16 protein-coding genes are annotated in these 18,767 nt (G+C 60.9%); 8 read left to right on the top strand and 8 right to left on the bottom strand.

The features are described from left to right. Positions 1 to 10: 10 nt before the first annotated feature. From mreD to mreB, 3 genes are all read right to left on the bottom strand, one after another. On the bottom strand, positions 11 to 502 hold the full coding sequence (gene mreD / locus KDX39_RS20930) for a rod shape-determining protein MreD (protein ID WP_004881567.1): 492 nt from the start codon (positions 500 to 502) through the stop codon (positions 11 to 13). After that, positions 495 to 1,613 (bottom strand): rod shape-determining protein MreC, encoded by a 1,119-nt coding sequence (mreC, locus tag KDX39_RS20925; RefSeq protein WP_210075186.1) that lies wholly within the window; start codon positions 1,611 to 1,613, stop codon positions 495 to 497. The genes mreD and mreC overlap by 8 nt, the downstream gene beginning before the upstream one ends. 179 nt (positions 1,614 to 1,792) lie before the next feature. After that, on the bottom strand, positions 1,793 to 2,830 hold the full coding sequence (gene mreB / locus KDX39_RS20920; protein ID WP_002555108.1) for a rod shape-determining protein MreB: 1,038 nt from the start codon (positions 2,828 to 2,830) through the stop codon (positions 1,793 to 1,795). A 206-nt stretch (positions 2,831 to 3,036) separates the two neighbouring features. Between mreB and gatC the strand changes: the two genes are divergently transcribed. The 6 genes from gatC (at position 3,037) to KDX39_RS20890 (ending at position 8,314) form a co-directional block, all read left to right on the top strand. Continuing rightward, positions 3,037 to 3,324 (top strand): Asp-tRNA(Asn)/Glu-tRNA(Gln) amidotransferase subunit GatC, encoded by a 288-nt coding sequence (gene gatC / locus KDX39_RS20915; RefSeq protein WP_004881569.1) that lies wholly within the window; start codon positions 3,037 to 3,039, stop codon positions 3,322 to 3,324. A gap of 14 nt (positions 3,325 to 3,338) precedes the next feature. Beyond that, the gene (gene gatA, locus KDX39_RS20910; RefSeq protein ID WP_231661673.1) at positions 3,339 to 4,790 is read left to right on the top strand and encodes an Asp-tRNA(Asn)/Glu-tRNA(Gln) amidotransferase subunit GatA; all 1,452 of its coding nucleotides are present in this window, start codon (positions 3,339 to 3,341) and stop codon (positions 4,788 to 4,790) included. Between the two features lie 10 nt (positions 4,791 to 4,800). Next, positions 4,801 to 6,246 (top strand): Asp-tRNA(Asn)/Glu-tRNA(Gln) amidotransferase subunit GatB, encoded by a 1,446-nt coding sequence (gene gatB / locus KDX39_RS20905; RefSeq protein ID WP_004881571.1) that lies wholly within the window; start codon positions 4,801 to 4,803, stop codon positions 6,244 to 6,246. A gap of 187 nt (positions 6,247 to 6,433) precedes the next feature. Beyond that, positions 6,434 to 6,805, top strand: a complete 372-nt coding sequence (locus KDX39_RS20900) for a septal ring lytic transglycosylase RlpA family protein (RefSeq protein ID WP_184321237.1) — start codon at positions 6,434 to 6,436, stop codon at positions 6,803 to 6,805. A gap of 53 nt (positions 6,806 to 6,858) precedes the next feature. Further along, positions 6,859 to 7,890 (top strand): calcium/sodium antiporter, encoded by a 1,032-nt coding sequence (locus KDX39_RS20895; protein ID WP_231661672.1) that lies wholly within the window; start codon positions 6,859 to 6,861, stop codon positions 7,888 to 7,890. A gap of 40 nt (positions 7,891 to 7,930) precedes the next feature. Then, positions 7,931 to 8,314, top strand: a complete 384-nt coding sequence (locus KDX39_RS20890; protein WP_099226352.1) for a carboxymuconolactone decarboxylase family protein — start codon at positions 7,931 to 7,933, stop codon at positions 8,312 to 8,314. Positions 8,315 to 8,327: 13 nt separating this feature from the next. Here KDX39_RS20890 and KDX39_RS20885 read toward each other — a convergent pair whose 3' ends face one another. From KDX39_RS20885 to ptsP, 5 genes are all read right to left on the bottom strand, one after another. Next, positions 8,328 to 9,269 carry an AEC family transporter gene (locus KDX39_RS20885; RefSeq protein WP_231661671.1) on the bottom strand — a complete coding sequence of 314 codons (942 nt, stop codon included), beginning with the start codon at positions 9,267 to 9,269 and terminating at the stop codon, positions 8,328 to 8,330. 94 nt (positions 9,270 to 9,363) lie between these two features. Next, a complete protein-coding gene (locus KDX39_RS20880; protein ID WP_231661670.1) occupies positions 9,364 to 10,938 on the bottom strand; it encodes an alkaline phosphatase D family protein in 1,575 nt (524 codons plus the stop codon). Between the two features lie 141 nt (positions 10,939 to 11,079). Then, positions 11,080 to 12,822, bottom strand: coding sequence for a PTS fructose-like transporter subunit IIB (locus tag KDX39_RS20875; protein ID WP_231661669.1), 1,743 nt, complete (start codon positions 12,820 to 12,822; stop codon positions 11,080 to 11,082). 12 nt (positions 12,823 to 12,834) lie between these two features. Then, entirely contained in the window at positions 12,835 to 13,776 is a 942-nt protein-coding gene (gene pfkB / locus KDX39_RS20870; RefSeq protein ID WP_210042312.1) for a 1-phosphofructokinase, read from the bottom strand. Continuing rightward, positions 13,776 to 16,643 carry a phosphoenolpyruvate--protein phosphotransferase gene (gene ptsP, locus KDX39_RS20865; protein WP_231661668.1) on the bottom strand — a complete coding sequence of 956 codons (2,868 nt, stop codon included), beginning with the start codon at positions 16,641 to 16,643 and terminating at the stop codon, positions 13,776 to 13,778. The genes pfkB and ptsP overlap by 1 nt, the downstream gene beginning before the upstream one ends. Before the next feature lie 337 nt (positions 16,644 to 16,980). Between ptsP and cra the strand changes: the two genes are divergently transcribed. Both cra and KDX39_RS20855 read left to right on the top strand, forming a co-directional pair. Beyond that, positions 16,981 to 17,976: a catabolite repressor/activator gene (gene cra / locus KDX39_RS20860; protein WP_231661667.1), complete on the top strand. Its 996-nt coding sequence runs from the start codon at positions 16,981 to 16,983 to the stop codon at positions 17,974 to 17,976. Next, the gene (locus KDX39_RS20855; RefSeq protein ID WP_231661666.1) at positions 17,973 to 18,761 is read left to right on the top strand and encodes a TatD family hydrolase; all 789 of its coding nucleotides are present in this window, start codon (positions 17,973 to 17,975) and stop codon (positions 18,759 to 18,761) included. Before cra ends, KDX39_RS20855 begins: the two co-directional genes overlap by 4 nt. The last annotated feature ends 6 nt before the right edge of the window (positions 18,762 to 18,767 follow it).

Below are 18,767 nucleotides of genomic sequence, written 5' to 3'. Positions count from 1 at the left end.
CGCGTTGCGCTTAATTGATTTTCAAACGTATGCGCAATCCACGCAGGCCGTAACTGACCCAAGGCCATAGCAAGGCACTGACCAGAGCCGGCAGAACCAGCGCCAGTGTGGGCTGACGGTTGCCGGTCAAGGCGCTGAGCCACAGCTGTGCAAGCTGCGCCAGACCGAAGACCACCAGCAACACCAGGCATTGCTGCCACATGGGGAACATTCGCAAACGCTGCTGCAACGACATGACCAGGAACGTAATGAGGGTCAGGATCAGCGCGTTCTGGCCCAGCAGCGTGCCATACAGCACGTCTTCCATGAGACCCAGAATCCAGGCGGTGGCCATGCCGTATTTATGAGGCAGCGCCAGCACCCAGAACGTTAGCAGCAAGGCCAGCCAGAGCGGACGAAAGATTTCCATGAACTGCGGCAACGGTGAAATGCTCAACAGCAGACCGATGGCGAAGGTCAGCCAGACGACCCAGCCATTGCGTCCGGAAACATGACTAACCATCGATACGCTCCCGAGTGCTGGAAGGTGAAGAAGCCGGGGGCTGCGAAGCAGCAGGACGCGAGGCAGGCCGTGCAGCAGGCGTTGCCGGTGTGGCGGCAGGTGCCGGTGCGGTGCTTTGAGCTGCCGGTTTGTGCGCTGTCGTGCCGACCGGGAATACCGGAGCAACGGGTTGCGGCCACATTGGAAACGCCGGCGTCGGTGGCGGCAGGGTCGGGATCGCAGCAGGCTCGAGGCCCTTGTCGAACGACTCCTGAGCCTGTGCGGCATCGGCGGCACGCTCTTCCGGCGTACGGCTGTCGGAGAACACCAGCAGCAGGTTGCGACTGCGATTCAAGGCAGCGGTCGGCACAGCACGCACGATCGCGAACGGCTGACCAGAGTCATGAATGACCTCCTTGACCGTCGCCACCGGATAACCGGCCGGGAAACGCTGCCCCAGACCCGAACTGACCAGCAGGTCGCCTTCTTTGATGTCTGCGGTGTCGGCAACGTGTCGCAACTCCAGACGCTCCGGGTTGCCGGTGCCGCTGGCAATGGCGCGCAAACCGTTGCGATTGACCTGAACGGGAATGCTGTGGGTGGTGTCGGTGAGCAGCAGGACACGCGAGGTGTAAGGCATCAGCTCGACCACCTGCCCCATCAGGCCACGCGCATCGAGCACCGGTTGACCCAGCACGACACCGTCACGCTCCCCCTTGTTGATGATGATGCGGTGGGTGAACGGATTCGGGTCCATGCCGATCAGCTCGGCGACCTCGACTTTCTCGTTGACCAGCGCAGAAGAATTCAGCAACTCGCGCAGACGCACGTTCTGCTCGGTCAACGCCGCCAGCTTTTGCAGGCGACCTTGCAGGAGCAGGGCTTCGGTCTTGAGTTTTTCGTTTTCGGCGATCAGTTCGGTGCGGCTGCCGAACTGGCTGGCAACACCCTGATAGAGACGCTGTGGCAGATCGACGATCCAGTAGGACTGCATCAACACCAGCGACATCTGACTGCGCACGGGCTTGAGGACCGTGAAGCGAGCGTCAACCACCATCAACGCCACAGACAACACAGCCAGCACCAACAGACGTACGCCCAGCGATGGGCCTTTTGCGAAAAGCGGTTTAATAGGCCGCTCCTCCCGGGCATGCAATCGACGGATCAAGCTTCAATTGGCTGTTATTCATGCGGTATGGAACCGGCCTGGACAGATGAAAGAAATAGGCACCATGTTAGTCAGCCTCACGCATACAGGTAGCACAAGTGCTACCTGTATACAAAAAAGCCAATGAGCGGCACCCCGGCGAATTACTCGCTGGAGAGCAGATCCATGGTGTGCTTATCCATCATTTCCAGCGCACGGCCACCGCCACGTGCCACACAGGTCAGCGGGTCTTCGGCAACAATGACCGGCAGACCGGTTTCCTGAGCCAGCAGCTTGTCCAGATCGCGCAGCAACGCACCACCACCGGTCAGCACCAGACCGCGCTCGGCGATGTCCGAAGCCAGTTCCGGCGGCGACTGTTCCAGGGCGCTTTTCACGGCCTGAACGATGGTCGCCAGCGATTCCTGCAAGGCTTCAAGTACTTCATTGGAGTTCAGCGTGAAGGCACGCGGAACGCCTTCAGCGAGGTTACGGCCGCGCACGTCGACTTCACGCACTTCACCACCTGGATAGGCCGTACCGATTTCCTGCTTGATGCGCTCGGCAGTGGATTCGCCGATCAGGCTGCCGTAGTTGCGACGCACATAAGTGATGATCGCTTCATCGAAACGGTCACCGCCTACACGTACCGATTCGGCATAAACCACACCGTTCAGGGAGATCAGCGCGATTTCAGTGGTACCGCCACCGATGTCGACAACCATCGAACCGCGCGCCTCTTCCACTGGCAGACCGGCACCGATGGCAGCAGCCATGGGCTCTTCGATCAGGAATACTTCACGGGCACCTGCACCCAGGGCCGACTCGCGAATGGCGCGGCGCTCAACCTGAGTGGATTTGCACGGAACGCAGATCAGCACACGAGGGCTGGGCTGCAGAAAGCTGTTTTCGTGGACCTTGTTGATGAAGTACTGAAGCATCTTCTCGCAGACGCTGAAGTCGGCGATGACGCCGTCCTTCATGGGGCGGATGGCCGCGATGTTGCCTGGAGTACGGCCCAGCATGCGCTTGGCTTCTGTACCGACGGCCACGACACTCTTCTGGTTGCCGTGAGTACGAATGGCAACGACAGAGGGCTCATTCAGAACGATACCGCGCTCACGCACGTAAATAAGGGTGTTGGCAGTGCCCAGGTCGATGGATAGATCACTGGAAAACATGCCACGCAGTTTCTTGAACATGGGAAAGGGACCCTAGGGAACGCGTGGGTAAAAAAGTGCGGCAAACTCTAACAACGACAGGGATTTTGGGCAAGGAGCCAATATGTTAAATTGGCGCTTTTATAAACACGACCCTCGACGTTAGCGGCTTGAGACCGCAGAAACACGATAGTGTTCCGCATCTGGTCACAAAGCAAATTCGCTCGTATTCCACTGGAGATCCCCCCATGGCGCTTGAACGCTCCGACGTGGAAAAGATCGCTCATCTGGCCCGACTGGGCCTCAATGACGCCGATATCCCACGTACCACCGAAGCCCTCAACAGTATTCTCGGGCTGGTCGATCAGATGCAGGCGGTCGATACCACCGGCATCGAACCTCTGGCCCACCCGCTGGAAGCCTCTCAGCGCCTGCGTGATGACGCCGTTACCGAACGAAATCGTCGCGACACTTACCAAGCCATCGCACCAGCCGTCCAGGACGGGCTTTATCTGGTTCCGAAAGTCATCGAGTAAGGGAAAGAGCCTGCATGCATCAAATGACTCTGGCCGAGATCGCCCGCGGACTCGCCGAAAAGAAGTTTTCCTCTGAAGAACTGACCCGTGTCCTGCTGTCGCGCATCGCGCAACTCGACCCTCAGCTCAACAGTTTCATCAGCCTCACCGAAGACCTGGCCATTACTCAGGCCCAGGCCGCGGACGCGCGCCGTGCCGCCGGTGAGCATGGCGCCCTGCTCGGTGCCCCGCTGGCCCACAAGGACCTGTTCTGCACGCAGGGCATCCGCACCAGCTGCGGCTCGCTGATGCTCGACAATTTCAAGGCACCGTACGACGCCACCGTGGTTTCCCGACTGGCTTCGGCCGGTACGGTGACGCTGGGCAAGACCAACATGGACGAATTCGCCATGGGTTCTGCCAACGAGTCGAGCCACTATGGCGCCGTGAAGAACCCCTGGAACCTTGAATGCGTGCCTGGCGGCTCGTCCGGCGGTTCCGCTGCGGCCGTAGCTGCGCGCCTGTTGCCTGCCGCGACCGGCACTGACACCGGCGGCTCGATTCGCCAGCCTGCCGCACTGACGAACCTGACGGGTCTGAAGCCGACCTACGGCCGCGTGTCGCGCTGGGGCATGATCGCCTACGCGTCCAGCCTTGATCAGGCCGGCCCGATGGCCCGTACCGCTGAAGACTGCGCCCTGCTGCTGCAAGGCATGGCCGGTTTCGACGCACAGGATTCCACCAGCATCGACGAGCCTGTTCCGGATTACTCGGCAACCCTCAACGCGTCGCTAAAAGGCCTGCGTATCGGTTTGCCCAAGGAGTATTTCAGTGCAGGTCTGGACCCGCGGATTGCGCAGCTGGTCCACGAAAGCGTCAAGGAGCTTGAAAAGCTCGGTGCCATCGTCAAGGAAATCAGCCTGCCCAACCTGCAGCACGGCATCCCGGCCTATTACGTCATTGCACCGGCAGAGGCATCGTCCAACCTGTCGCGCTTCGACGGCGTGCGTTTCGGCTATCGCTGCGAAAACCCGAAAGACCTGACCGACCTGTACAAGCGTTCGCGCGCCGAAGGCTTCGGTCCGGAAGTGCAACGTCGCATCATGGTCGGTGCCTACGCCCTGTCGGCAGGCTATTACGACGCCTACTACCTGCAGGCGCAGAAGATCCGTCGCCTGATCAAGAACGATTTCATGAACGCTTTCGCCGAAGTGGACGTAATCCTCGGCCCGACCACGCCCAACCCGGCCTGGAAAATCGGCGCCAAGACCAACGATCCGATTGCCGAATACCTGGAAGACTTCTACACCATCACCGCCAACCTCGCGGGCCTGCCGGGCCTGTCGATGCCAGCGGGCTTCGTCGAAGGTCTGCCGGTGGGCGTGCAACTGCTCGCACCGTATTTCCAGGAAGGCCGTCTGCTCAACGTCGCGCACCAGTATCAGCAGGTCACCGACTGGCACACTCGCGCACCTGAAGGCTTCTGAGGAGAAACACATGCAATGGGAAGTCGTCATCGGGCTGGAGATTCATACCCAGCTTTCGACCCAATCGAAGATTTTTTCCGGCAGCTCCACGACGTTCGGTTCCGAGCCTAATACCCAGGCCAGCCTCGTCGATCTGGGCATGCCGGGCGTATTGCCGGTCCTGAACAAGGAAGCCGTGCGCATGGCCGTCAAGTTCGGCCTGGCGGTGGATGCTGAAATCGGCCAGCACAACGTGTTCGCCCGCAAAAATTACTTCTACCCTGACCTGCCCAAGGGCTATCAGATCAGCCAGATGGAATTGCCTATCGTCGGCAAGGGCCACTTGGACATCACCCTGGAAGACGGCACGGTCAAGCGCATCGGCATCACGCGCGCGCATCTTGAAGAAGACGCGGGCAAAAGCCTGCACGAAGATTTTCAGGGCATGACCGGGATCGACCTTAACCGCGCCGGTACGCCGCTGCTGGAAATCGTTTCCGAGCCGGACATGCGCAGCGCCAAGGAAGCCGTGGCTTACGTCAAGGCGATCCATGCGATGGTTCGTTACCTGGGCATCTGTGACGGCAACATGGCCGAAGGCTCGCTGCGCTGCGACTGCAACGTGTCGATCCGCCCGAAAGGTCAGGTCGAGTTCGGTACCCGCTGCGAGATCAAGAACGTCAACTCGTTCCGCTTCATCGAGAAGGCGATCAACAGCGAGATCCAGCGCCAGATCGACCTGATAGAAGACGGTGGCAAGGTTATCCAGCAAACCCGTCTGTATGACCCGAACACCAACGAAACCCGCGCCATGCGCAGCAAGGAAGAAGCCAACGACTACCGTTACTTCCCCGACCCTGACCTGCTGCCGGTGATCATCGAAGACTCGTTTCTGGAAGAAACCCGCGCCACTCTGCCGGAATTGCCGCCGCAGAAACGCGAACGTTTCCAAAGCCAGTTCGGCCTATCGACCTACGACGCCAGCGTGCTGGCTTCCAGTCGCGAGCAGGCGGACTATTTCGAACAGGTGGTCAGCATCAGCGGCGACGCCAAGCTGGCCGCCAACTGGGTCATGGTCGAACTGGGCAGCCTGCTGAACAAGCAAGGTGTCGAGATCGAGCAGTCGCCGGTCAGCGCCGAACAACTGGGCGGCATGCTCAAGCGCATCACTGACAACACCATCTCGGGCAAGATTGCCAAGATGGTGTTCGAAGCGATGGCCAATGGCGAAGGCAGTGCCGATGAAGTCATCGAGAAACGCGGCCTGAAGCAGGTGACTGATAGCGGCGCCATCGAGTCGATGCTGGACGAGATGCTCGCTGCCAACGCCGAACAGGTCGAACAGTACCGCGCCGCAGACGAAGCGAAACGCGGCAAGATGTTCGGCTTCTTCGTCGGCCAGGCGATGAAAGCCTCCAAAGGCAAAGCCAACCCGCAGCAGGTGAACGAACTGCTCAAGGCCAAGCTGGAAGGTTGATACCCGCGAGAGATGCGCAGCCGCCTCGCACAGACTGTGGGAGGCGGCTTGCTGGCGATGCATCTTTCAGGCGACAACCTGGTGACTGGCCTGACGCCTTCGCCGACAAGCCGCCTCCGACAAATAGCCGGGCCACATGGAATTGCGTTAAAACCGCGCTCACCCACAGGCACTCAGGACCCGACCCATGCGCCGACTTCTCTCCGCCTGCAGTCTGCTGACCTTACTGGCCGGTTGCTCCAGCAACAGCCTCATCGACCCCCACGGTTACGACGAAACCGGACGCGCCTCGTATTACGGCTCGCAGCATCACGGCAACCGTACTGCCAGCGGCGAACCTTTCAACCAGAACGCCTTGACCGCCGCTCACCGTCGACTGCCCTTCGGCACGCGTGTCAAAGTGACCAATCTCGACAATGATGAATCCGTCGTTGTGCGCATCAACGATCGCGGCCCGCATACCCGAGGCCGATTGATCGATGTGTCTCGCAAGGCAGCCGAACAACTGGGTATGCTGCGCAGCGGCACCGCCCCCGTACGCATTCAGGCCCTCGACTAAGGACGCCCGCAATTCTCCAGCTATCGACACTGCCCGCCCCTGCCCTGATCCAGTTGGTCTTCGGCCTTCTTTTGCTGCTGATTGGCGCTGAGCTGTCGGTTCGATCAGCCGCCCACCTTGCAGCCCTGTTCAAGATCAGACCTCTGATCATCGGCCTGACCGTCGTGGCGATGGGCACCAGCGCACCGCAAATGGCGGTCAGCCTGCAGGCCGCGTTTTCGGACAACACCGATATCGCCGTGGGCAGTGTGATCGGCGGCAACATCTTCAACGTGCTGGTCATTCTGGGCCTGTGTGCGCTGGTGACCCCGCTGCGGGTGGCGCGCCAGGTACTGCGTGTCGACATTCCACTCATGATCGGCGCCTGCCTGCTGGTGATCGCCCTGTCATTGACCGGTGAGTTCAGTAAGCTCGACGGCGTCCTGCTGATCGCGGGTCTGCTGGTCTGCCTGTTCGTCGTGGTCCGTCAGGGCGGCCATGTACCTCGCCACGGCCACGCAGAAACGATAGAAAAGCCACGCACCCTGACGCATATCGCCATGCTTGCGGGCGGCTTGCTGCTGTTGACGTCAGGCGGGCACCTGCTGGTTGACGCATCAGTCGTGATCGCCATCAACCTGGGGCTGTCCGAGCGCATCATCGGCCTGACGGTGATCGCCATCGGCACCTCGCTACCCGCCCTCATGACCTCGCTGATCGCAGCGATACGTGGCGAGCGTGACATTGCCGTGGGTAACGTGATCGGCAGCAACCTGTTCAATCTGCTCGGTGTGCTGGGGCTGACCGCGCTGATCGCGCCAGTGCCGCTGACCATTTCGCCCAACGCACTGGTTTTCGACCTGCCGATCATGCTGGGCGTCGCAGTGCTGTGCGTGCCGCTGTTCTATTCCGGCTACCGGATAGACCGCATCGAAGGCGTTTTTCTGCTGTCGCTGTATCTGACCTACGGCCTGCATATCGTATCGATCAGCACCGGCATGCTGCTGGCCGAACGGCTTGAAGGCATGATGCTCAGGTTCGTTGTGCCGCTGCTCGGGGTTATCGTTGCCTTTGGCGTGGTCCGCGCATGGCGACGGCAGCACTGACTCACAGACGTCCGTCCACAAACGCCACAGGAGAAATGCCATGACAGACAAAACGATCAGCGATGGCGAGCAGATTCGTCGCCAGGTGATGGGCGATGCCTACGTCGACCGCGCACTGGGCAACGCCACCGATTTCAGCCAGCCGTTGCAGGACTTCGTCAACGAGCACGCGTGGGGCAGCGTCTGGAGCCGTGAAGGCCTGCCACTGAAAACCCGCAGCCTGATCACCCTGGCGACCCTGACAGCACTCAAATGCTCGCAGGAACTGAAGGGCCATGTACGGGGCGCGCTGAATAATGGCTGCACGGTGGAAGAGATTCGCGAAGCGCTGCTGCATTGCGCCGTGTACGCAGGCGTACCGGCTGCCATCGACGCATTCCGCGCCGCGCAGGAAGTGATCGACAGCTACGTGAAGCCTGAATGACGCCGTAAAGCGGCTAGATCCAGCCGCCCCACTGCAGAATAAAAATCCCGATATTGGTCGTCACGGCGGCGGCCAGCGTCGTGAGCACAATGATTGCCGCAGCCAGCTCATAGTTGCCATTGGCGGTGCGCGCCATGATGTAGCTGGCAGCGGCCGTCGGGCTGCCGAAGTATAAAAACAGAATCCCCAGTTCCGCACCGCGAAAGCCCACCAGCCACGCCGCGAAGGTGCACAGCACCGGCAGCCAGACCATCTTCACCAGACTGGCGCTGACCGCCAGTTTTCCGCTCTTGCGCAGCGAGGCCAGCGACAGCGTGCCACCGATACAGATCAGCGCCAGCGGCAAAGTCATCTGCGCCAGAAGAGAGCCGGAAGTCTCCAGCCACTTGGGCAGGCCGATGCTGAAGTAGGCGAACGGCGAGGCGACGAGCACGCTGATGATCAGCGGGTTGGCCAGCACGCTCTTGAACACACTCCACGGGTCGGATTTGATCACCGGGCTGTAGACCGCGAGCACCACAGTGGACAGCGTGTTGTAAAAGACGATGACCAGCGCCGCGAGAATCGCGCCCAGGGAAATGCCGTAAGAGCCATACATGCTGGCGGCCAGCGCCAGACCGATTACCCCATTGTTGCCACGAAATGCGCCCTGGACATAGACCCCGCGATCTTCATGCGGGCAGCGCCAGATGGCCCAGCCCCAAGTGACCGCGAAACTCAGAAGCGTGGCGACACCAAAAAAGATCAGCAGTCTGGGTTGCAGCGCTGCGCGCAGATCGGCATGAATGATGCCCAGAAACAGCAGCGCAGGCATCGTGACGTTAAACACCAGCCCCGATGCGGCAACGATGAACGCATCATTGATTGCACGAATACGCTTGAGGAACACGCCAAGAAACAGCATGGCGAACACCGGGGCGGTGATGTTCAGTGTTTCAAGAAAAATAGCCAGCATGCAACGCACCCGGTCCCGTCGATAGGTGGCTAATGATAAGCCACCCACAACGGGTGTGTTGCAAGGATTTTCGGAAAACCACCGGTGCGAGGCGTCAGACGAGACGACTGACCTCCACCACCGGCTGCAATTTACGCTCGAACACCGACACCCCATCCAGGTCGCGCAGGTTTACGGTCATTTCGCCGCTTTGGCCATCGATATTCACCTCGCCGAAAAACTGGAAACCGGCGAACGGTGAGGTGTTCTGCGCGGGCGGGGCTTTCTGAAACACCAGCTCGGGACCGAAGGTCTTGTCCAGTACGTTTGGCCCGAAACTGCCTGCGTTCAATGGCCCTGCAACAAACTCCCAGAACGGGTCGAAGTCCTGAAACACCGCACGATCCGGCTGGTAGTGATGCGCGGCGCAGTAATGCACGTCGGCCGTCAGCCACACGCAGTCGCGAATCTTATGCGCGTGCAGATACGCCAACAACTCAGCGACCTCCAGCTCACGTCCCAGCGCAGGGCCGTCGTTGCCATTGGCAATCGCTTCCCAGCGCGCAACGCCGGGGCTCACCTCGCCGTCCGGCACGCCGAGGCCGACCGGCATGTCGGCGGCGATGATTTTCCATTGCGCCCTCGACCCCTTGAGTTCGCGCTTGAGCCAATCCAGCTGTTCGCGCCCGAGGAAGGCCGTGGTTGGACCCGGCTTGTCGGCCAGATTGGCATCGTTGCCATCGCGATAGCTGCGCATGTCCAGAACGAACACATCCAGCATCGGACCGTAGGGAATCTTGCGATAGATCCGCCCGCCGTTGTCGGCCTCCTGCAGACGCAGCGGCGCGTATTCCAGATAGGCCTGACGGGCGCGAGAGGACAGCAGTTGAATGTCCTTGACCTTGTAACGGTCATCCAGTTGTTTGCTTGGCGACCAGTTATTGGTCACTTCGTGGTCGTCCCATTGCCAGATCTGCGGCACCTCGGCGTTGAACCGGCGCAGGTTTTCATCCATCAGGTTGTAGCGATAATTGCCGCGGTATTCGTCCAGCGTTTCGGCGACTTTGCTTTTCGCCTCGGTGGTGAGGTTGCGCCAAATGCGCCCATCCTCGACCGTCATCTGTGCCGGGACCGGGCCGTCGGCGTAAATGGTGTCGCCGCTGTGGATAAAAAAGTCCGGCAGGCGCAGGCGCATGGCCTCGTAGATGCGCATGCCACCCACGTCCGGGTTGATACCAAAACCCTGCCCGACCGTGTCACCGCTCCACACAAAGCGAATATTGCGACGCTGTTGCGGCATGCTGCGCAAATGGCCGAACCAGGGTTCGCTGGCAACACCGCTCTGCGCATCTTCGAACGACACGCGATAGAAAATCGTTTGATCCACCGGCAAACCGGTGAGCTCGACGCGGGCGGTGAAATCGGTACGTTGATCGGCCAGCGCCGACACCACACGCCGGGGCTGAGTGAACATGCTGCGCGTGTCCCACTCGACAATCATGCGCGAAGGGCGGTCGCTTCGACTCCAGACCATTGCGCGGTCGCCCAGCACATCGCCCGACTGCACACCTTCAGTCATCTTCGGACGATCCTGCACCGATGCAATGACCGCCGGCGCAAGCCCCGGCAACAACAACCCGGCCCCGACGGCCTGAATGACACGACGACGCTTGAGATCGAACTGGCTCACGGTAACCCCCTCGCAGACAGGCAAAAGAGCAACCTAGCAGGGGAATGTTGGGGGAGTGTGACAGTGATGCCGATCAGCGGACGCAGAGCGGCAAGAGCGGGGCTACCACGCCGGAGCGTGGCAGCCATCATCTTCAGGGCTTCAAGCGCTGGCCGGGGCGACGTCCAGTTCGACGGCTTCCGGCCGCTTGAGCACCGCATACACCACGCCCGTCACCACGCTGCCTACTGCGATTGCCAACAGATACAGCAGCGCATGGTTGATGGCGTTGGGGATCAGCATGACAAACAGGCCGCCGTGCGGGGCCATGAGTTTGCAGCCGAAGTACATCGACAGCGCACCGGTCAGCGCACCGCCAAGGACGCTCGCCGGGATCACGCGCAACGGGTCCTTGGCCGCGAACGGAATCGCACCCTCGGAGATGAAGCACAACCCCAGTACAAACGCGGCCTTGCCTGCCTCTCGCTCGCTCTGGGCGAACTTGCGACGCGCCAGAATCGTGGCAATGCCCATGCCGATGGGTGGAACCATGCCCGCGGCCATCGCAGTGGCCATTGGCGCGTAGCTCTGCGAGGCCAGCAGGCCAACCGAGAATGCATAAGACGCCTTGTTGATCGGCCCACCCAGGTCGACACACATCATCGCGCCCAGCACCACACCCAACAGAATGGCGTTGGTGGTCCCCATGCTGTCGAGGAACTGGGTCAGGGCTTCGAGCATACCTGCAACCGGCTTGCCGACCACATAGATCATCACCAGACCGGTGAACAGGCTAGACAGCAACGGGATGATCAGGATCGGCTTGAGCGCTTCGACACTGGCGGGCAGGCGTGCGTAGCGATTGATCGCTGCGGCGCTGTAGCCCGCCAGAAAGCCTGCCACGATGCCGCCGATGAAACCGGCACCCAGCGTGCTCGCCAGCAAGCCGCCGATCATGCCCGGCGCAAGGCCCGGACGGTCAGCGATGGAGTATGCAATGTAACCGGCCAGCAACGGCACCATCAGTTTGAACGCTGCTTCACCCCCGATCTGCATCAACGCAGCCGCCAGCGTGCCCTGCTCCTTGAACGCCGTGATGCCGAACACGAACGACAGCGCAATCAGCAGACCGCCGGCTACGACCATCGGCAGCATGAACGACACGCCGGTCAGCAGGTGCTTGTAAACACCAGTCTTCTCCTGCCTTGCAGGCGACTTGGCCGCCGCTGCGTCGGATTCGACCTGACCTTCTGCCAGCGCTTTCTTCAGCGTGGCGTCGGACTGCTTGAGCGCGATGCCTGTGCCGCAACGATAGATTTTCTTGCCTACAAAACGATCGGTGTTGACCTCGATATCCGCTGCCAGCAACACCACGTCAGCGTCCGCAATGGCCTGCGGACTCAGCGGATTGCGAGCGCCGACCGAGCCCTGAGTCTCGACCTGCAGGTCATAGTTCAGACGCTTTGCGGCCTGCTGGATGGCTTCGGCGGCCATGAACGTATGCGCCACACCCGTCGGACACGCGGTGATCGCGACGATACGCGGCTGACCACCGGCACTGCCTACCGCTTCGGGCGCGGCAGCCTCTTGTGCAACGTAAACCTGCGCGTCCTTATCGGCGCGTTGCAGGAAGCCATCGACATCCTGCAAGGCGTGAGAGGGAGAATCCTGAAACAGGCGCTTGCCGACAAAACGGCTCAGGTCCACAGGCCCGGTGTTGACGACCAGCACCAGATCGGCGGCCTCGATATCCTGGGCCGACAGTTGTCGATCCGGCTTGTTGGGGTCGATGATCTCGACGCTGGTTTCCCAGCCCTGACGCATCGCCGCCGCTTCGAGCAATCGTGCACTGAGTACGCTACTGACCTTGCCGTTCGGGCAGGCCGTTACTATGGCTAACTTCATGACGATCCTCTCTTATTGTTCTGTCAGGTTGCGCACGGAGACGCCGCCTTCGAGCCGTTTGAGTTGCGCGGTATCGGTGATGCCGAAACCGATCTGGGTAACGGCCATGGCAGCGATCGCCGTGGCGGTGCGCAGTGTCGTGTGCGGTCCATCGCCGCTGATCAGGCCGTGAACCATGCCCGCCAGCAGTGAGTCGCCCGCACCCACGGTGCTGGCCACAGTGACCTTGGGTGGCAGCGAGTGCAGCGCCAGATTCGGGCTGAACCAGTGCACACCTTCCGAACCCTGTGAAATCACTACATGCTCTATGCCTTGAGTGTGCAGACGCGCCGCCACTTCGGCCTGAGCGGCGATGGAGATGATTGGCGCGTCCAGCGCATCAGCCAGCTCTTCAGTATTGGGTTTGATCAGCCACGGGCCTGCTGCCAGACCGGCACGCAGGGCAAGACCGCTGCTGTCCAGCGCGACTTTCAGGCCCAGGTCCTTGAGCATCACCAACAGTTTTTGCAGCCATTCAGGCGTCACGCCACGTGGCAGACTGCCCGCAACGACCACTACATCAAAGTCCGATGCAATCTGCTGCACGCGGACGAACAGTGCCTGCTGCGCTTCGTCGCTGACCTGCGGGCCCGGGCCGTTCAGGTCGGTGATACGACCGTTACCTTCGGCCAGTTTGATATTACTGCGGGTTTCGCCGGGCACGCGCACGAACTCGTCGACAAAACCGCGACGCTCGAACAACGCTTCGAACGCCTGCTGATTGTCGATGCCCAGAAAACCGGCGACGGTCAGGTCATGCCCAAGGTCAGCCAGTACCTGCGCCACGTTCAGGCCCTTGCCTGCCGCATGAGTCAACATCGCATTGCTGCGATTGACCTGGCCCAGTTCGATCTGCCCCAACTGCACTGTCAAATCGAGCGCCGGGTTCATGGTCAGAGTAAGAATCTTTGCCATTACAAGGCCTCCACGAGCGCACGTACTTCAGCGGCGCTGCCCACTGTGAGCGCATTTTGCGCCAGTTGCCGAGCGGTGCTCAGCGTCAGTTCACGAACACAGGCTTTGACCTCGCCAATACTGCGTGCTGAAACGCTCAACTCGTCAACACCAAGGCCGACCAGAACCGGCACTGCCAGCGGATCTGCCGCCAGCTCGCCGCAAACGCCCACCCACTTGCCATTGGCATGCGCGGCGCGCACGGTCATGTCGATCAATTGCAGCACCGAGGGGTGCAAACCATCGGCCTGAGCCGACAGGGTTGGGTGACCGCGGTCAATGGCCATGGTGTACTGAGTGAGATCGTTGGTGCCGATGCTGAAGAAGTCGACCTCTCTGGCCAGCACGGGCGCGATCAGCGCGGCGGACGGCACTTCGATCATGATCCCCAGTTGCAGGTCGCTGACCGGAATTTCTTCGCGCAGACGCTGTGTCATGTCTCGCGCCTGACGCCACTCCTCAACGGTCCCGACCATCGGGAACATGATCCGCAGCGGCCCGCTGTTGGCCGCTCGCAGCAATGCACGAAGCTGGCTTTCCATTACATCGGGACGCTGCAAGGTCAGACGGATGCCACGCACGCCGAGGAAAGGGTTCTCTTCCTTATCGATGGGCCAGTACGGCAGCGGCTTGTCACCACCGACATCCAGCGTACGTACCACCAGCGGACGTCCGCCCAGGTCTTCGAGTACGCGGCGGTATTCGGCTTCCTGCGTAGCTTCGTCCGGTGCCTGCGAGTGCGCCATGAACAGCAATTCGGTGCGCAGCAGGCCGACGCCTTCCGCGCCCTGCTCCACTGCTGCCGGCGTGCCGGTGCTGTCGCCGATGTTGGCGAACACTTCAACCGCGTGACCGTCGCGAGTCACTGCTGGCTCCATGCGCAACGCAGCGGCTTCCTTGAGGCGCTGCTCGCGGGCATCCCGGTCTTGAACCGCGCGCTGCAAGGTGATTTCGTCCGGCGCAACCGTCAGACGGCCGCGCTGGCTGTCCAGCAGCAATACGGTACCCGGCTTGAGCAGCAGCACTTCTTCACCGGCACCGACCAGCGCGGGAATACCCAGCGCTCGGGCAACAATGGCGCTGTGCGCGGTCGCGCCACCGCGTGCGGTCAGAATGCCCGCGACTTGCGCCGGGTCCAGACGCGCCACGTCGGACGGACCGACTTCGTCCATCACCAGAATGTAGGGTTCGTCCGGGGCGGCGATGGTTTCGACGCCACAGATCTGCGCCAGCACGCGGCGACCAACGTCGCGCAGGTCCGCTGCACGTTCGGCCAGCAAGGCATCCTGCAATTGTTCCTGCTGAACGGCAGCCGCTTCGATCACGCTTGCCCAGGCAGCGGCAGCGCTTTCGTCCTTGTTCAGGCGCAGCTCCACTTCGCTGGTAAGCTCCGGGTCATCAAGCATCTCCTGGTGGGTAATGAAGATTTCGCGGATGGCCTTGGATTTGCTGCGCTGGATCAGGTTTTCGATGTCGCGACGTACTTCGGCCAGCGCCTGTTGCAGGCGCTCGCGCTCAGCGGCGACAGACTCGCCTTGCTGTGGGTATTCAAACGCCTGCAAAACTTGAACGTGCGCGGGGCCCATGGCGATGCCGGGCGAGGCAGGAACAGCCTGCAGCACGCTGCCTGCGGCCGGTGCATTGGCGGGCTTGGTAACGGCGGCGGGAGCTGGTGCAACTTGGGTTTCGGACACGACCGGAAGCGGCTCGACTTCTTCGCCCAACCCCTGCTCCACAGCTGCAAGCAGCGCAGGCAGCGCGTCGGAAGCAATGCTCGGTTCAGCGACGAATTCCAGCGTCTGACCACGACGAGCACCCAGGCTGAGCAGTTTGCTCAGGCTCTTGGCCGAGACAGCGGTATCGCCGGTTTCCACGATACGCACACGAATCTCGCCGTCGAACTCCTTGGCCAGTTGCGCAAGGATCTTCGCCGGACGGGCGTGCAGGCCATGGGCGTTGGCCAGCTTGATTTGCCGGGTCGGCCACTCGGCGGGCAATTCGCCGCCCAGGGCCTGCAACACCACCCGGCTGTTGGTGGCATGACCCAGTTCGTGGCCACGGCCTTCGATCAACAAAAGGCACAAGCGCTCAAGCAAGGCCTGATGAGCCTCACCGAGACTGGCCAGGCAGAACAGGCCTGTCAGCGGCTGGCCCAGATAGCGAATAGGTTTGTCGGGTGTAACGAATGCAAGACCAGGACGCTTGACGGTCTGCTCGCTGTGCAGCCACCACAGGCCATCGCCCAGCGACAGGGCTTCGACTTGCTGCAGCACGGCGGCAAAACCGTTACTCACACAATCAGCCTTGCGCAGCAGGCGGGCGCCGCGCCAGACCAGCTCTTCGAAATCGTCCGCCGACACGCCCAGGCTGATCATTTGTGCATCGAGCGCCAGCTCCTGAGGTGCACCTTGCAGGAGCTTGAGCAGGTCTTCAGGCGTCTGCGCCTCACGCAGGGCCTGACCGAGGTCTTCTTCGCCCAGCGCGCGGGTAAGCAGTTGCAGCAGGCGCAGGTGCTCGTCGGACTTGGCTGCAATGCCGATAGCCAGATAGACCATCTGACCGTCGCCCCAGTCCACCCCTTCGGGGAACTGCATCAGGCGTACGCCAGTGGTGGATACAAGGTCGCGGGTTTCAGGGGTCCCGTGAGGGATGGCGATGCCCTGACCGAGAAACGTGGAACCCTGTTGTTCGCGATTCATCAACCCGGTGAGATAGCCTTCTGCAACCAGACCATCAGCGACCAGGTGGTCGGCAATCAATTCAAGTGCGGCATTTTTATCCACAGCCGACTGGGCCATGGATATTTGCTCCAGAGTGAGTTCGAGCATTGCCTTGACTCCTGTGCAGCGCCAAGGCGCCACCTGATTCTTGTTTTAATGACGATCGACTTGATCGACAGCTTGGGGGATGAAGTGCTATCCATCGGACATCGCTTTCATCTCGATTGCAGCAGACAATGCGACTGCTGAAACGTTTAATCTACAATTGGTCGGCACGTTACTCGATTCTGTGGATTCATTGAAGCCCAGTCGGTCCGATCCTGTAGGAGAAGTCCCAAAATACTTGCAGTAGTTGGGGTTGTGCCACGGTCTCGTGTAAAGATGACCGTCATACAAAACGTTTTCGACTGTCGTAAGCCATGCCAATAACAAAAGGAAATTTGCGGTGAAACTGAGCGATATTGCGCGTCTGGCAGGTGTTTCCGTCACCACGGCCAGTTACGTGATCAACGGCAAGGCTGAGCAACAGCGCATCAGCCCCGCCACGGTCGAGCGAGTGCGGGCCGTGGTGGAGGAACATGACTTTCGACCCAACCCACAGGCAGCAGGCTTGCGCAGTCGGCACAGCAAGACGCTGGGCTTTATCCTGCCGGATCTGGAAAACCCCAGTTATGCACGCATTGCCAAGTTGCTGGAACAAGGCGCGCGGGCACTGGGTTATCAGTTGCTGATCGCCAGTTCCGATGACGACCCCGTCAGCGAGTTGCAATTGCTGCAGGTATTTCGCGCACGCCGCTGCGATGCGTTACTGGTCGCCAGCTGCCTGCCGCCCAGTGATGACAGCTATCGCGAACTGCAGCTCAAGGGCCTCCCGATCATCGCCATCGACCGGGAAATGAACCCGGAATTTTTCTGCTCGGTGGTCAGCGACGACCACGATGCCAGCCTGCAACTGACCCACAGTCTGCTGGAAACCAACCCTCGGCACATCGCCCTGCTCGGCGCCCGGCCGGAGCTGAGCATCAGTCGTGCCCGTGCGGCCGGCTTCGAACATGCTCTCAACGGTTTTGCCGGAACCACCATCGTGGAGCATGGCGAAGCGTTCAGCAGACAGTGCGGCCAGCGCCTGATGACGGAAATGCTGCAGCGTCTCGGACATTTCCCTGATGCACTCATCACCACCTCGTATGTGTTGCTGCAAGGTGTGTTCGACGTTCTGCAAAGCCAGACGCTGAACTCCACCTCGCTTCACCTGGGGACTTTCGGTGACACCCAGTTGCTGGATTTCCTGCCGCTTCCGGTCAACGCCATGGCACAGCAGCATCAGAAAATTGCCGAAACTGCTCTGCAACTGGCACTGACAGCCATTCAGAAAAATGAATATCAGCCCGGCGTACATGCCATCGTGCGCACCTTCAAGCAACGCATTCACAAGGAATGAGCATGGCGCTGATCGACACCCATACCCACCTGGACTTTCCGGACTTCGACGCAGATCGTGCGCAGGTTCTGGATCGCTGTCGGTCGCTGGGTGTGCAGCGCATGGTGGTGCTCGGTGTCTATCAACGTAACTGGCAGCGACTGTGGGACCTGACCCTCGAAAATCCCGCACTGCACGCGGCATTCGGGCTGCACCCGGTCTACATCGACGAACACCGACCCGAGCACCTGACGGAACTGGGTGACTGGCTGACGCGCTACAAGGGCCATCCTCAGCTTTGCGCAGTAGGCGAGATCGGGCTGGATTATTACATTGAAGGTCTGGACAAGGCGCGTCAGCAGCAGGTCTTCGAGGCGCAGTTACAACTGGCGGCTGAATTCGACCTGCCCGTCCTGCTGCATGTGAGGCGCAGCCACGCCGATGTGATCGCAACACTCAAGCGTCACAAGCTCAAGCGCAGCGGCGTCATTCATGCCTTCGCAGGCAGCCGGGAAGAGGCACGGGAATACATCAAACTGGGTTTCAAGCTGGGTCTGGGCGGCGCAGCGACCTGGCCTCAGGCATTACGCATGCACCGGGTCATTGCCGAACTGCCGCTGGACAGCGTAGTGCTTGAAACGGACTCGCCGGACATGGCGCCCGCCATGTTTCCCAATCAGCGCAACAGCCCCGAGCATTTGCCCAACATCTGCACCGCGCTGGCCGCGTTGATGAACGTCAGCCCGGAGCACCTGGCTCAGGCCAGTACGCGAAACGCGCACGACCTGTTCGGCTGGCCACGTTAAGGCCTC

Source organism: Pseudomonas sp. CDFA 610 (assembly GCF_021147865.1).
GTDB classification, from domain to species: domain Bacteria; phylum Pseudomonadota; class Gammaproteobacteria; order Pseudomonadales; family Pseudomonadaceae; genus Aquipseudomonas; species Aquipseudomonas alliivorans.
Note: the sequence above shows the minus strand (reverse complement) of the source record. Positions and strands in the feature narration are given on the sequence as shown.